Raw genomic sequence first — 13,816 nt, forward strand, 5'->3', positions numbered from 1 at the left:
TTTATTAATAATTGTCAAAAATACACGTTTGACGACTAATTTATTCAACCTTAAACTGAAAAGAAATTATGAATAAAAACCCTTCACGTCGTATGGCTCTAAAAAATATTTTAGGCAGTGCGGCTATGGTTTCTGCTCCGATGACATTTAGCGAAGTATTTGCAGCTAATGAAAAAGTGCTTGGAGCTGAACTAAACGGCAAAATAAATCACTCGGCTTGTCGTTGGTGTTATGCTAAAATTCCGTTGGAAGAGCTTTGTCAAGCCGCAGTGGCAATGGGACTCAAATCAATTGAGCTGCAAGGTCCTGACGAATGGCCAGTATTGAAAAAATACGGTTTGACTTGTGCAATGCCTTGGGGTGCGGGCAAAGGTATCAATGACGGTTTTAATGAACTCAAACTACATGACGAACTCGTGGCAAGTTATGAGGCTATTTTCCCAAAATTACAAGCCGCAGGTTTAGATAAAGTAATTTGTTTTTCGGGAAATAGAAAAGGAATGTCGGACGAACAAGGTCTTGAAAACTGTGCCATTGGACTGAAAAGGTTGATGCCTTCGGCAGAAAAATATGGTATAACCATGACTATGGAATTACTCAATAGCAAGGTAAATCATAAGGATTATATGTGCGACCTAACCAAATGGGGTGTAGCATTGTGTGACAAAGTAGGGTCGGATAGATTCAAGCTGCTTTACGATATTTACCACATGCAAATCATGGAAGGAGACGTAATCGCAACAATTAAAAAGTATAATAAGTATTTTTCTCATTATCATACTGGTGGCGTACCGGGGCGTGCCGAAATTGATGATACGCAAGAATTGAATTACCCAGCCATCATGCGAGCCATCGTAGCAACTGGCTATAAAGGCTTTGTTGGACAAGAATTTATACCAAAACGCCCAGATGCAATCGCTTCGCTGAAACAAGGTGTAACGATTTGTGATATTGCTTAGCCCCTCTCAACCCTCTTTGATAGAGAGGGCTTTACTCATTTATCTACCATCATTTCCGACCCATCCCTAATAGGGAGGGGTCGGGGGTAGGGCTTCTACACCTTTAAAAACTTAATTTTCAAAGTTTTTTCAATCTTAGTAAGCATTTGCAAATCGTCTTTGGTTACAAAACTTATTGAAATTCCTCGCTTGCCTGCACGAGCCGTTCGGCCGCTTCGGTGGGTATAATATTCAATTTGGTCGGGTAGTTGATAATGCACTACATAAGCCAAACCTTCTACATCAATTCCTCTTGCCGAAATATCGGTGGCAACCAAAACCTGCACTTTTTTATTCTTAAAAGCACGCATTACTTTCTCTCTATCTCGTTGTTCCAAATCGCCATGAATGGCATCGGCAGCAATATTTTTAGCAACTAATTTTCTTGCAACTACCTGAGCATCAGCCTTTGTGCGACAAAAAACAATGCCTCGCCCTGCTCCTTGTGATTGCAAAAACTGCACAACGAAATCAAATTTTTGATTCATTTCGCAGATAAAAAATTGGTGTTCAATCAATCCATTGACCACTTCAGTTTTACTTACCTGAATGGTATGCAAATCGGGCGACATATATTTCAAGATGAGCGACCTTAATCCATCAGGAAGCGTTGCTGAGAAAAGCCACGTATTGCTATTTTTATGCACTTTCTCCAAAATTGTGTCAATATCATCTTTAAAACCCATGCTCAACATTTCGTCGGCTTCGTCAAGCACGATGGTTTTTACATGACTTAAATCAATGGCTTGTTTTTGAATCAAATCTATCAAACGCCCAGGCGTTGCAACAACAATCTGAGTTGGACGTTGCAGATTTTTTATCTGAATTTCTATCCATTCTCCACCAAAAACCGCTTCCACGAAAACTTTTTCGGTGTGTTTGGTCATTTTGAATAATTGCTTGGCAATTTGCTGGCATAATTCTCTGGTTGGCGATAAAATCAATGCTTGAACGTTTGTATCATTAGCCTTGATTTTCTGTAATAAGGGTATTCCAAAAGCAATGGTTTTTCCCGTTCCTGTTTGGGCTTGACCGATAAAATCTGAGGTATTTTTAAGCAAAAAAGGAATTGCTTTTTCCTGAATTTCGGTCGGATTCGTAATTTTCATTTCGGTCAAAGCCGTAATTAAATTCTCCGAAACGCCGAGTTGTTTGAATGTTTCCAAAACTAAAAGTGTATTATTTGAAACGTAAAGGTACGGAAAATAAGTGATTTTGAAGAATGATTTTTGAATGTAACCTTAGTTTAATTATTTGATAATCAGTATTTTATATATATTACAGTATCTAATTTTACATAATTTATAAAAAACGATGACATATTCCTAACGAATTATTAAATTTGCTAAAACTTAAATCATCAACCAAAACAATGAAAAAAACACTCATATTACTTTGTTTATTTGCTCTACTTATTGTAGAAGTACAGGCTCAAAAAATGAGAGGCACCGACAAAAGCCCAATGGATATGGCGTATTATCCTGATAACTTTGCCCATGACCGTAAATTCGCCCCAAAACTTATTGGCGATATGCCCGCTATCGTGCGTGTAACTTACAGTCGCCCTGCAAAAAAAGAGCGTGAGGTTTTTGGCACTAAAATCGTTCCTTATGGTGAGGTTTGGCGTTTGGGTGCAAACGAATCGACCGAAATAAAGTTTTATCAAGACGTAATGATACAAGGCAAGAAAGTTAAAGCAGGTACATATTCGCTCTTTGCCATTCCAAATGCCACAGAATGGACAATTATCCTGAACAAAGATTTAGACTTTTGGGGGGCTTATAGTTACAATGCAGCCAATGATATTTTACGTGTAAATGTTCCTGTAAAAAAAACAGAAGAAGTAGTAGAAAGTTTCTCTATTCAATGTATTAAAGGTGGCGACAAAGATACAATCATGAAGATGGCTTGGGACACTACTTTGATTGAATTACCAATTTCATTCTAATCGAAAAAACATGACTATTTCACGAAAAATTGTCCTAAAGTCAATCTTTGGGGCGTTGATAAGTTTGCCAGTTTTGGGCAAAAAGAAAGAAGAGAAAGACATTCTGGGCTTTAAAGATGAGTTTTCGGTGGCTTGGAAAAGTTCATTCGACCATACGCTAAAAATCTTCAATCAAATGCCTGAAGATAAATTCGAGTTTAAATATACGCCTGAGTCATATACTTTCCGAACGCAATTTGTGCATTGCATTACATTTACGACCTCCCAAATTTGTGGTCGTCTGAACATTCCAAACCCATATGACGAAAAGGAAAAAAAGAATGGTTTTTGGAAAAATCTTTCAAAAGCTGAGTTAGAAACCGAGCTAAAAGAGTTTTATGCTTGGGTTGAAAAAACAGTTTTTGAAACAAAACCCGAAAAATTGATGCAATTGGAAAACTACGCAGGTGGCAATGTTCCTACTTGGCGGCTATTTTATGCCCTCGAAAATCACATTATTCATCATCGTGGACAAGCAATTTGCTACTTACGCCTCAACGGCATTACCCCTATTGGATATCTTGGTTGGTAAAATAAAAAAATGGAAAAATACCTAAAAATTATTCAAGGAGCATATTCTGGTTATTTTAATTATTTCATCAACGAAATGCTAAATCCGAGTTGGCACAACTATTTTTACTGGTTGTTGGCTGCTTCGTTGGCGATTTGGCTGCTTGAAATTAAGTTTCCGTGGCGAAAAAACCAGCCTTTGATTCGTGAATATTTTTGGCTTGATGCTTTTTATTTATTTTGGAATTATTTCTTATTTTCGCTCATTGCTTATAATGCACTTTCTATGGTAGCAGTGCAAGCATTCAACGATTTTTTGGGTCTGTTTGGCGTTACTAATCTCGTAGCAATAAGGGTCAGTAATTTACCCACTTGGCTTCAATTAGTCTTGATTTTTGTCTTGCGAGATTTTATGCAATGGGCAATTCATCGACTGCTACACCATGTTGACTGGATGTGGGAATTCCATAAAGTACACCACAGTACCGAAGAAATGGGTTTTGCTGCACTTCTACGCTACCATTGGATGGAAAATATTATTTATCGTAGCTTAGAATACATTCCGTTAGCAATGATTGGTTTTGGCATTTCTGACTTTTTCATCGTGCATATTTTCACTTTAGTAACGGGGCAATTAGGACACGCCAATCTCAAAATTTCATTGGGACGACTAAAATATTTGCTCAACGGACCACAAATGCACTTATTGCATCATGCCAAGTATTTGCCAGCTTCGCATCCTTATGGCTTCAATTATGGCATCACATTAAGTATTTGGGATTTTCTTTTTAAAACTGATTACTGGCCTTCCGATGACGAAAATCTACCTATTGGGTTGCCCGATGAAGAGCATTTTCCAAAAGATTTTATCGGACAAAATATTCGTCCTTTTCAACGAATATTTGGCAAAAAACAATAAAATTCAACCTTTTTTATATAAAAATTCAACCCTAATAATTACTTTACATGAAAAAAAGATTCTTTCGTTCAACCTTTATGCTTGCAGCTTTGGCAGGAAGTGCGGGTTTATTTGCTTATAAAAGTATTTCTGAGCCTCCCATCAAAAAGAACAAAACCAATATTGCCGAGGCAATCAAACTTCCTACGGGCTTTTCGGCTACGATTCTTGGCACTGATTTGGGAGCAACTCGCCATATTACAGTTTCAAAAAATGGTGACATTTACGCTAAATTATCAAAATTGAAAGACGGAAAAGGCATTTGTTTACTCCGTGACACCAACAAAGATGGTATAATTGACGAAACAAAGTATTTCGGTAATTATCAAGGGACTGGCGTTACCATAAAAAACGGTTATCTGTACGCTTCTTCTAATACTGGCGTTTTTCGTTATAAATTGAATGAAAAAGAAGAAATTATTGATGCCGAAAATCCCGAAAAAATCGTTGATGGTTTAGTTGATAAAGGACGTGACAATGCCAAACCTTTTGTGCTTGACAATAACAATAATATTTACGTAACTGTTGGGTCGTACAATGACCCTTGTCGAGAAAAAGGCACTGGCAAGGGAATTATGCCGTGTTCAATTTTAGATTCGGCAGGTGGTATTTGGAAATTCAATGCCGAAAAAATGAATCAAACTTTTTCGGATGGTGTACGTTATGCCACAGGTTTGAAAAATGCCGTTGGAACTGCTTGGAATTCAAAAACTAACACGCTTTTTGCAACCGTTCATGGACGTGGACAATTCCATGATTTTTATCCGCAATATTATACGCCTAAACAAAGTGCCGAATTACCTGGCGAAACTTTGTATGAACTCCACCAAGGAGATGATGCTGGCTGGCCATATATATATTATGACCAGTTTCAGAAAAAGAAAATTGTTGCTCCCGAATACGGCGGCGATGGCAAAAAAACAGGCGGTGAAAAAGCAATTAATCCGACCGTTACTTTTCCTGCCCATTTAGGGCCAAATGACTTACTTTTTTATACAGGAAAGATGTTTCCTGCCAAATATAAAAATGGAGCTTTCATTGCTTTTCACGGTCAATCACAAGAACTTCATAAAGGATATTTAGTGGCTTTTGTACCTTTCGTGAACAATAAACCTTCAGGAAAATGGGAGATTTTTGCTGATAATTTCGCAGGAATTGATCTCGTAAAACCAACTGGCCCGGTGCAACACCGCCCTTGTGGATTAGCACAAGGCCCCGACGGAGCATTATACGTAAGCGATGATTTAGGCGGCACTATTTATCGAATTGCTTATAAAAAGTAAGCGATTATCTTGAAAACTAAAAGAGGTCTGCACAATAATTTGTACAGACCTTTTTCTTATTATTCAAGTTATAAAAACTCCCATTTAGGAGTTTGAGGGTTATCTTGCCGAAACGATTTCAATATCGAAAATCAAAGGAGAGTTGCCAGGGATATCACTACCTGCCCCTTGCGAGCCATAACCCAACGAAGATGGAAAAATGATTGTACCTTTTTCGCCAACTTTCATTTTTGCAATACCTTCGTCAAAACCACCAACCACTTGACCTACGCCCAATGTAAAGCCGAAATTACCCGAATCAAACTTCTTATCTGATAATAATCTTCCCGAATAGTTTACATTTACATTTTGTCCTTTTTTTAATACCGCACCTGCTGCATTTGGTGAGGTAAGAATAAAGCGTAAACCCGAAGAAGTTTTCTCGGTAATTACCAAACTTTTGCTTTTGATATAACTTTCTATTTGCTCATCTTCAGTACCAGAAAAGCCATCTTTTTCGCACGCTGCCATCATTATTGAGATTATAATTACAAAAAATAAATTGAATTTACGCATAAAATTGAGTTTAGTATTAGGATTATTGTCAAAAGACAACCGTCCCGCATTGAACATCATTGATTCTTTAGAAAACTCAAAATTATGCAAAAAATCTGGTTAAATGGTTTGAAGGAACTAAAAAATACCTAAATTTGGCTCATTAAAATCTCTTTATAAAATATTGATTCTATCGCAAAAAGCTTAAAGGCTTTTGCAATCTTCGTGTTTGTCTCTCCGACGAACACGAGATAATTGTGTATTTTCAAATTTTATAAAGAAAAAAATGGAACAAATAATAAAAATTGCTGTCGTTGGCGGCACTGGCAAATCGGGTAAATACCTTGTAAAAGAATTAGTAAAACAAGGTTTTCACTTCAAAATGCTTGTTAGAAATGCGAAATCTCGCCCAACAAGCAACCTTCTCTCAGAAAACTTAAAAATAGAAATTGTCAATGGTGATGCCAATAATTACGAAGAAATTCGCTCATTAATTGATGGTTGTCAGGCAGTTATTAGCACTTTAGGCTTGGGAATTCCTGCGAGTGAAAAGACTTTATTTAGTCAAGCAACTACACATATTATTCGGGCAATGAACGAATGTAATATTCAACGTTACGTGGTCGTCACAGGCTTGAATGTTGATACACTTTTTGATAAAAAAAGTCCTAAAACCAAGTTTGCTACCAATTGGATGTACGAAAACTACCCAATTTCAACAAAAAATCGCCAAATAGAATATGAGATTTTATCAGCCAGTAATCTTGATTGGACTTTGGTCAGACTTCCATTAATTGAGCAAACCGATGCAAGAAACCCAATAAAAACAAGTTTAGAAGATTGTGAAGGCGACAAAATCAGTGCAAGCGATTTAGCTCATTTTCTGATTGGGCAGTTGAGTGATGAAACTTTTGTTAGACAATCTCCTTTTTTGTGGAGTTTGTAGAGAAAAAACTAACTGGTTCTTGGAAACGAGTACCAGTTAGTTGAAATGTTGTGCTATTCACCCCAACAACCCAATCTGATACCACGGACTTTTGCAAAATTCATTCTTGGTCAAATAGTTTTTAGCTGCCAAATGATTATATAGTACAAAGCATACCCACAAAATTACCGACAAATACCCAAATCATATTTTAGAAGCATTTAGGTTTAGGTAAAAATATCCTATACATTAGCATTGAATTTAAAACCTCAGCCAAACAACAAAAAATGCAAATCAAACCAAAACTATTCACTATTCTCTTTCTCTTATTTTTCACCAAAACACTATCTGCACAAACAACAAAAACCAACTCAGGTAATCCGATTTTTGAGGGTTGGTACGCTGATCCTGAAGGCGTGATTTTAAACAAAGAATTTTGGATTTTTCCAACTTTCTCGGCTAAGTACAAAGACCAAGTTTTTTTGGATGCTTTTTCTTCAAAAGATATGGTAAATTGGACAAAACACCCACGTATCATTGATACTTCGGCCGTAAAATGGGCAAATAAAGCAATGTGGGCTCCGTCAATAGTACAGAAAGACAAAAAATACTATCTATTTTTCTCGGCAAATGATATTCAAAGTTCAGAAAGAAAAGGCTTTGGAGCGAATAACCCTGACAAAGATGACAAAATTGGTGGCATCGGTATTGCCGTTGCGGCTCGTCCCGAAGGGCCTTATAAAGATTATTTGGGCAAGCCTTTAATCAACCAATTTTATAACAAAGCCCAACCCATCGACCAATTTGTTTTTCAAGACAAAGACAAGCAATATTATATCATGTACGGCGGTTGGGGACATTGCAATATGGCCAAACTCAACAAGGATTTTACAGCTTTAGTGCCTTATGAAAATGGTGATTTGGTGAAAGAAATCACACCTAAAGGCTATGTTGAAGGACCAACGATGTTTATTCGCAAAGGAAAATATTATTTGATGTGGTCGGAAGGTGGCTGGACAAATGGCACTTATAAAGTAGCTTATGGCATATCTGACTCAGTTTTGGGGCCATTTGAAAAGAAATCTACAATTTTGGTTGCCGACGAAAAAGTGGCTACTGGGGCGGGGCATCATTCGGTCGTTAATATTCCGAATACCGATGAGTGGTACATTGTATATCACCGTCGCCCCATTCCGAATCTCGACCGAGACCACCGTGTAGTGTGCATCGACCGTTTGTATTTTAATGAAGATGACACAATTAAGGATGTAAAAATGACATTCGAGGGTGTGAAAAAAGTAAAATTGAAGTAGTATCAAACAAAAAACCTTTTGAAGGGAAAGCAATTCTTTCTGTCAATTTGTTTTATTAGTTTCAATTTATTTGCCCAAACTAATAATAAAGGCAAACATTTAGATTGTACCTTTTATACTATTTTCAGACTCAGGGAAGGCGTAGATATTTCATAAACTTTAGAAAAAGGTAATATGAATTATGAATTTTTTAAATCTATTAAAATAAAATGAAAACAACCCTTTTACTTACCCTATTTACTTTCTGTAATTTGCTTTTACAAGCACAAAACGACATCGAAATCTCGAAAGATATTACGTATGCCGAAGTTGATGGAAAAAAACTTCAACTTGATATTTATAAACCAAAAGTACAAAAAGAACCTTATTTGGTCGTTTGGGTACATGGTGGTGCGTGGAACACTGGAAGTAAAGCTAATCCGCCTTTGGGGTTATTGCCTTTTGGCTATGCTTTGGCAAGTGTTGATTTTCGGGCGAGTACCGAAAAACCTTTTCCTGCCGATGTGCATGATATCAAAGCAGCCATTCGTTTTTTGAGAGCCAATGCCAGTAAATATGGCTATAAATCTGATAAAATAATCATTTGGGGCAGTTCATCGGGCGGGCATTTGGCGGCATTAGTTGCCACTACCAACAACAATGCAACTTTAGAAGGTAATTTGGGGAGTTTTTTGAATACTTCCTCATCTGTGCAGGCTTGTATTGATTTTTTCGGACCAACTAATTTTCTTACTATACTCAATCAATCAACGCCGCATGGCTTGAATGTTCGCTTGCCAGCATTGGCTATTTTACTCGGAAAACCTTTAGACCAAGTAACCGAATTAGCAAAATTAGCAAGTCCAGTTTATCAAGTTGATACAAGCGACCCACCTCTTTTTATTGTGCATGGCGAACAAGATATTCAAGTGCCGATTAACCAATCCATCGAATTGATGAGTGCATATAAAAGTAAAAACTTAAAAGTTCAGATTGAATTTATTCCCTATGCTGGACATTCCGACCCTGCTTACGCCAAAAAGGAATTGATGGAAAAAATTGACAGGTTTTTGAAGGGTATAAGTTTCTAGAGGATATTTTGAGTAGCGTAATTATATACTTTTAAACGAAAAAAGATTCGTAGATTTATTTAAACCTACGAATCTTTTATTTCTCAACAATCTATTTCTCCATCGGATGCTCCGAAAGTAGCTTTGAAGCATCATAAAAATCTTTTTTACTAATAGTTGCTGCTCTCACTTCTTTTACTTTTTCTGGTGAAATTGCCGAAGCTTTATTGCCAAAAGAATTTCTTACATAAGTTAGCACTGCCGCCACTTCTTTATCGTTGAGTAAGCCTTCAAAAGGAGTCATTGGGACTTGTCCAGGGTATTGCCTTCCATTTACTTCCACTTGTCCCATTAAGCCTTTCAATACGATTTTTATTAGGCGTTCTTCATTGCCTTGCACCCATTTTGTACCCGCAATCGGCGGAAATCCCGAAGCAGAAAGTCCATTCCCATCGGCTTGATGGCAGGTCGAGCAATAGCCTTCTTTGGCATAAATCGTTTTTCCTAATTTAAAAAGTTCAAGTTCTTTATCTTTTAAAACTGACACAATTGCTGCTTCTTTTTTCTTTCTCACATTTTCACCTTTTAAGTGAGCCACTGCAGTTTCATGGGCATGAATCATCCAATCATCCAAAGGTTTCTTTTGGGCCTCAGCCAATATCGGTAAACCTTTTTCTTTGCCAATCCACGAAGCAGCTACAATCGCATCTAAGCGAACCCTACTATTTTCATCTTGCACAGCTTTCATCAATAAAACAGCTTGGTCGGGCACTTGATGTCCTGTAAAACGTAAAACCTCAACTGCCGCAACTCTTGCATGATAATCTTTTGCTTTGAGCATTTGACGTAACAATTTTTGGTCAACTTTATTTAAGCCCCAGCTTACCCAAAGAGCTTCTAATACATGATGCTCATATCGGGCATCATTTTTGTCTAAACTAGCAACCCATTTCGTGATTTTAGGCAAAACCTCAGCAGCATTTCTACCTCTTAATTCACGACGAGTACGGTAACGAGTGCGATATTCAGGAAGTTTCAAATTATCTAAAAGTGATTCTACACTTGCTCCATCAATTTTTGCTGGCGTTACCAATGGTCTTGATGGATAAGTAATGCGATAAACTCTTCCATGTGAATGGTCACGCAAAGGGTCACGGGCATTGTGTTGCATGTGGCCAATCAGAATATTGTGCCAATCAATCAAGTAAAGCGAGCCATCAGGAGCAAATTCCATGTCAACAGGGCGAAAGTTTTTATCTTCACTCACCACCAAATCTACTCGATGCTTACTTTTATATCCAGTTCCATCATCTTTTAATGAATGTGCTTTCATTCCTAAAAAACCAATAGTATTGTTGATGAGAAAATCACCTTGAATGTCGTCAGGAAAATGGCGGCTTGAAACAAATTCAAGACCCGAAGTTGGGCGAACCATGTGGTCTTTTTCAATCAATTGAACGCCTTTGTGCGTAGCTTCACCATAACGAGACAAAACCGTTCCTGGCATCATCCAACGTACATCTGGACTTGACGTTTCGGCAAAAAATGGTTGTCCCCAGTCATCAAAAGCAATGCCCCAAGGATTTGGAATAGAAAGCTGGGCTGTCCGCTCCAATTTATGTAATTGTGGACTATATCTATAAAAACCACCATTGGTTGCACGAACTGTTCCGTAAGAAGTTTCAACATTTGTATGTAAAAATACACCTTCACCCGAGTAAATTGCTCCCGATGGGTCAACACAAAAAGCATGACTATTATGGTGTGTATCGTGGTCGTCATAGCCACTCAACAAAATTTCTACTTTATCGGCTTTGTCATCGCCATTAGTGTCAGTAAAAAGTTTTAGATTTGTTCCTTGAGAAATATACACTCCTTCGGCAGCAATTTCGAAGCCGAGTGGCAGGTGCAAACCATCCGCAAAAACCGTTTCTTTATCTGCCTTTCCATCATTATTAGTGTCTTCTAAAATCAGAATTTTATCATTTGGTTTTGAATCGCCTGGTTTATAATGAGGATAACTCGGCATGACAGCAACCCAAAGTCGTCCTTTATTATCGAAAGACATTTGCATAGGTTTTGAAAGGTCTGGAAACTCTTGTTCAGAAGCAAAAAGTTCGATTTTATACCCCGCTGGTACTTTTAGTTTGTTTAAAGCATCTTGTCCATAAAGGTATTCAAGGCTACCATTTTTCTCAGGATTAAAATTAGTTTTTACGGAAGGTAATTGACGAGTATTTTTATCTGCCGTAGCTAAATCCATCTTTTCGCCTTTCGAAGCTGCCAACCAAATGGCATTGTCACGAATAGCTGTCATTTCACGAATCTTCTCAATTTCGGCAGGATAATTATCTGGTCCAAAAGGATTATAACGACGACCATAGGCATGTACACCATTCGGAATTTTGATGTCGTTGTGCCACATCCAATTTTTTTCATTTACCGCACTCAAAATCAAACTTCTATTAGCTTCTGCTTTGGCAGGAGTTTTACCAAAAATCACATCTGAAAGTAAAATAGAGAGTTTTTTGTATCCATCATCATTGAGCTGTGAGCCATCAATTGTCAAAAATTCCTTAGTATTTTCATACCATTTTTGAGAAGGAGTAAAAGCATCAACAAATAAAATTGGAACGCCAAACCGCTCATTTTGAGCGGCCACTTCTCGCATGGCATTGGTATAGAGCAAAAGATTTGCATTTTCTTTTATTCCATTGGGCAAATCATATTTACTCGTCAAATCTTCAAAAGCAATAGGCGAAACAATAGCCAATTGCGGAGGCGTGTTTCCATTGTATTTCTGACTTAAAGTATATTTGATAAAAGCATCCAATTCGGCTTTATAATTTGCCAGTCCAGCTTTGCCTTGAAATGATTCGCTATAACCAAAAAATGCAACAATTATATCAGTTTTGAGTCTTGTTAGCCATTGGTCAGGATAGTCAAAATGCCCTTCACTCCCTGATTTTGTAGCATATTCGGTCTGAAACTTTTCTGCTCCCGGGAAAGCCCAAGGTAAGTTTCTACTTGCATGAGGTCTGAAACCTGGAGTATCGCCACCATCGCACATATTGCGTATAAAGAGCGAATTTTCAGGGTAACGAACGTACATTTCAGCCTCGAAATGACCATAATTCATCATGCGTGAACCAAGATTTCCTCCAATAAGAGAAATGTGGCTTCCCTTATCAATTTTGATAGTTTCGGGTGGAGCAGGTAAAAATGAACTGACCAAAAACACAGTCAGTACAAATATGGTGAGTAATAATTTGATGTTTATTTTCATGAGTTTTAATGTTTTGGGCGAAATGAGAAATGATATTCAATCATTATATTTATTTCACCATTCCACGATAAGGCACATTTATATCTATTTTTCCTTTCCATTTTTTAGGAATTTTTTTACCTAATTCCCAATGAATGGCATTGATAACAAGGCGTTGAAAAGATTCAACTTGAAAATCTTCGGGATGCCCCATAGTAGTAGTAAAAACCTTCGCACCAAACGAATTTACACCAATCCAAGCCACCGGGTTTTCGATGGCAGCTTTGTCTGGATTTACTGATTTCCCCATCAATAACCACTCAGAACCTTTGGTTGGATAATCGGGTAAAACTCGATAAAGCCATGACCTCACATGAAAAGTTGGAGCAACACCAGTTAAAATTGGATGTTTTTTTACAGCAGCAATTACCGATACATCAGTACTACTTTCGTGTCCATAATGCGTGTGAGCCGCTTTTCCACCCCAACCTGGAGGTGCATTTAAAGCAAATTCGCCAAAAGCATTCCATTTTTCAGAAACATCACCTTTCGGAAAATTGAACGAATGTGTACTTGTTCGAAAACCCATTACTGGCTTTCCTGATTTTAAATATTTGTCAATGTATTCGAGTTGGTCGGGAGGGAGTTGTCGCCAACGTAAGTAGAAAACTGCCAAGTCAGCTTCTTGTAAAGCTTCTAAACCTGGAATATTTTTTTCGGCATTTTGGTTAGGAAAAGCCTTTAAAATTTTGGTTCGGAAACCATAGTTTTTTTCGAGTTCGGCAGCTATTAATGGAAGTGTAAATTCGCCGCTATATTCGTGGTCGCCCGTTACAAAGACAATGAGGGGTTTATCTTTTGCTTGAGCTAAAGTTTGATTTACGATAGCACCAATCAGCAAAAAAGTGAGCAAAATGAAGGTTTTACGCATTAGATTTTTATAGATTGAGGTTGAGTTATAAGGCTTTAACTTTCTACCCATAAAAATAAACTA

12 protein-coding genes are annotated in these 13,816 nt (G+C 37.5%); 8 read left to right on the forward strand and 4 right to left on the reverse strand.

Annotated elements, in window-relative coordinates:
* Nucleotides 1-68: 68 nt before the first annotated feature.
* Entirely contained in the window at nucleotides 69-959 is an 891-nt protein-coding gene (locus ACH2CJ_RS09350) for a hydroxypyruvate isomerase family protein (RefSeq protein ID WP_394992336.1), read from the forward strand.
* Between the two features lie 95 nt (nucleotides 960-1,054).
* Here ACH2CJ_RS09350 and ACH2CJ_RS09355 read toward each other — a convergent pair whose 3' ends face one another.
* Nucleotides 1,055-2,164: a DEAD/DEAH box helicase gene (locus tag ACH2CJ_RS09355; RefSeq protein ID WP_394992338.1), complete on the reverse strand. Its 1,110-nt coding sequence runs from the start codon at nucleotides 2,162-2,164 to the stop codon at nucleotides 1,055-1,057.
* Between the two features lie 206 nt (nucleotides 2,165-2,370).
* Here ACH2CJ_RS09355 and ACH2CJ_RS09360 point away from each other — a divergent pair, with 206 nt between their 5' ends.
* The 4 genes from ACH2CJ_RS09360 to ACH2CJ_RS09375 are packed head-to-tail and all read left to right on the forward strand — an operon-like array spanning nucleotide 2,371 to nucleotide 5,736.
* Complete coding sequence (locus ACH2CJ_RS09360; protein WP_394992340.1) at nucleotides 2,371-2,946, forward strand: DUF2911 domain-containing protein; 576 nt, start codon at nucleotides 2,371-2,373, stop codon at nucleotides 2,944-2,946.
* 10 nt (nucleotides 2,947-2,956) lie between these two features.
* Nucleotides 2,957-3,517, forward strand: coding sequence for a DinB family protein (locus tag ACH2CJ_RS09365; RefSeq protein ID WP_394992341.1), 561 nt, complete (start codon nucleotides 2,957-2,959; stop codon nucleotides 3,515-3,517).
* Between the two features lie 9 nt (nucleotides 3,518-3,526).
* Complete coding sequence (locus ACH2CJ_RS09370) at nucleotides 3,527-4,414, forward strand: sterol desaturase family protein (RefSeq protein ID WP_394992343.1); 888 nt, start codon at nucleotides 3,527-3,529, stop codon at nucleotides 4,412-4,414.
* 47 nt (nucleotides 4,415-4,461) lie between these two features.
* Nucleotides 4,462-5,736 carry a PQQ-dependent sugar dehydrogenase gene (locus ACH2CJ_RS09375; RefSeq protein WP_394992344.1) on the forward strand — a complete coding sequence of 425 codons (1,275 nt, stop codon included), beginning with the start codon at nucleotides 4,462-4,464 and terminating at the stop codon, nucleotides 5,734-5,736.
* Nucleotides 5,737-5,835: 99 nt separating this feature from the next.
* Here the strand turns inward: ACH2CJ_RS09375 and ACH2CJ_RS09380 are convergent, their stop codons facing one another.
* Nucleotides 5,836-6,351, reverse strand: a complete 516-nt coding sequence (locus ACH2CJ_RS09380) for an FKBP-type peptidyl-prolyl cis-trans isomerase (protein WP_394992346.1) — start codon at nucleotides 6,349-6,351, stop codon at nucleotides 5,836-5,838.
* A gap of 205 nt (nucleotides 6,352-6,556) precedes the next feature.
* On the opposite strand from ACH2CJ_RS09380, the gene ACH2CJ_RS09385 reads away from it, so the two are divergent.
* The 3 genes from ACH2CJ_RS09385 (at nucleotide 6,557) to ACH2CJ_RS09395 (ending at nucleotide 9,578) form a co-directional block, all read left to right on the forward strand.
* The gene (locus ACH2CJ_RS09385; RefSeq protein WP_394992348.1) at nucleotides 6,557-7,216 is read left to right on the forward strand and encodes an NAD(P)-dependent oxidoreductase; all 660 of its coding nucleotides are present in this window, start codon (nucleotides 6,557-6,559) and stop codon (nucleotides 7,214-7,216) included.
* A 266-nt stretch (nucleotides 7,217-7,482) separates the two neighbouring features.
* Nucleotides 7,483-8,508 carry a glycoside hydrolase family 43 protein gene (locus ACH2CJ_RS09390; RefSeq protein ID WP_394992349.1) on the forward strand — a complete coding sequence of 342 codons (1,026 nt, stop codon included), beginning with the start codon at nucleotides 7,483-7,485 and terminating at the stop codon, nucleotides 8,506-8,508.
* A gap of 209 nt (nucleotides 8,509-8,717) precedes the next feature.
* Entirely contained in the window at nucleotides 8,718-9,578 is an 861-nt protein-coding gene (locus ACH2CJ_RS09395) for an alpha/beta hydrolase fold domain-containing protein (RefSeq protein ID WP_394992350.1), read from the forward strand.
* A gap of 91 nt (nucleotides 9,579-9,669) precedes the next feature.
* Here the strand turns inward: ACH2CJ_RS09395 and ACH2CJ_RS09400 are convergent, their stop codons facing one another.
* Together ACH2CJ_RS09400 and ACH2CJ_RS09405 are read right to left on the reverse strand one after the other, a co-directional pair.
* Nucleotides 9,670-12,843 (reverse strand): PVC-type heme-binding CxxCH protein, encoded by a 3,174-nt coding sequence (locus ACH2CJ_RS09400; RefSeq protein WP_394992352.1) that lies wholly within the window; start codon nucleotides 12,841-12,843, stop codon nucleotides 9,670-9,672.
* Between the two features lie 49 nt (nucleotides 12,844-12,892).
* Nucleotides 12,893-13,753 (reverse strand): ThuA domain-containing protein, encoded by an 861-nt coding sequence (locus ACH2CJ_RS09405; RefSeq protein WP_394992353.1) that lies wholly within the window; start codon nucleotides 13,751-13,753, stop codon nucleotides 12,893-12,895.
* Between the last annotated feature and the right edge of the window lie 63 nt (nucleotides 13,754-13,816).

Source organism: Emticicia sp. (assembly GCF_043780375.1).
Lineage (GTDB): Bacteria > Bacteroidota > Bacteroidia > Cytophagales > Spirosomataceae > Emticicia.

Coding starts and splice junctions, on each gene's coding strand:
- ACH2CJ_RS09350 (WP_394992336.1), top strand. CDS start 69: ATGAATAAAAACCCTTCACGTCGTATGGCTCTAAAAAATATTTTAGGC.
- ACH2CJ_RS09360 (WP_394992340.1), top strand. CDS start 2,371: ATGAAAAAAACACTCATATTACTTTGTTTATTTGCTCTACTTATTGTA.
- ACH2CJ_RS09365 (WP_394992341.1), top strand. CDS start 2,957: ATGACTATTTCACGAAAAATTGTCCTAAAGTCAATCTTTGGGGCGTTG.
- ACH2CJ_RS09370 (WP_394992343.1), top strand. CDS start 3,527: ATGGAAAAATACCTAAAAATTATTCAAGGAGCATATTCTGGTTATTTT.
- ACH2CJ_RS09375 (WP_394992344.1), top strand. CDS start 4,462: ATGAAAAAAAGATTCTTTCGTTCAACCTTTATGCTTGCAGCTTTGGCA.
- ACH2CJ_RS09380 (WP_394992346.1), bottom strand. CDS start 6,351: ATGATGTTCAATGCGGGACGGTTGTCTTTTGACAATAATCCTAATACT.
- ACH2CJ_RS09385 (WP_394992348.1), top strand. CDS start 6,557: ATGGAACAAATAATAAAAATTGCTGTCGTTGGCGGCACTGGCAAATCG.
- ACH2CJ_RS09390 (WP_394992349.1), top strand. CDS start 7,483: ATGCAAATCAAACCAAAACTATTCACTATTCTCTTTCTCTTATTTTTC.
- ACH2CJ_RS09395 (WP_394992350.1), top strand. CDS start 8,718: ATGAAAACAACCCTTTTACTTACCCTATTTACTTTCTGTAATTTGCTT.
- ACH2CJ_RS09400 (WP_394992352.1), bottom strand. CDS start 12,843: ATGAAAATAAACATCAAATTATTACTCACCATATTTGTACTGACTGTG.
- ACH2CJ_RS09405 (WP_394992353.1), bottom strand. CDS start 13,753: ATGCGTAAAACCTTCATTTTGCTCACTTTTTTGCTGATTGGTGCTATC.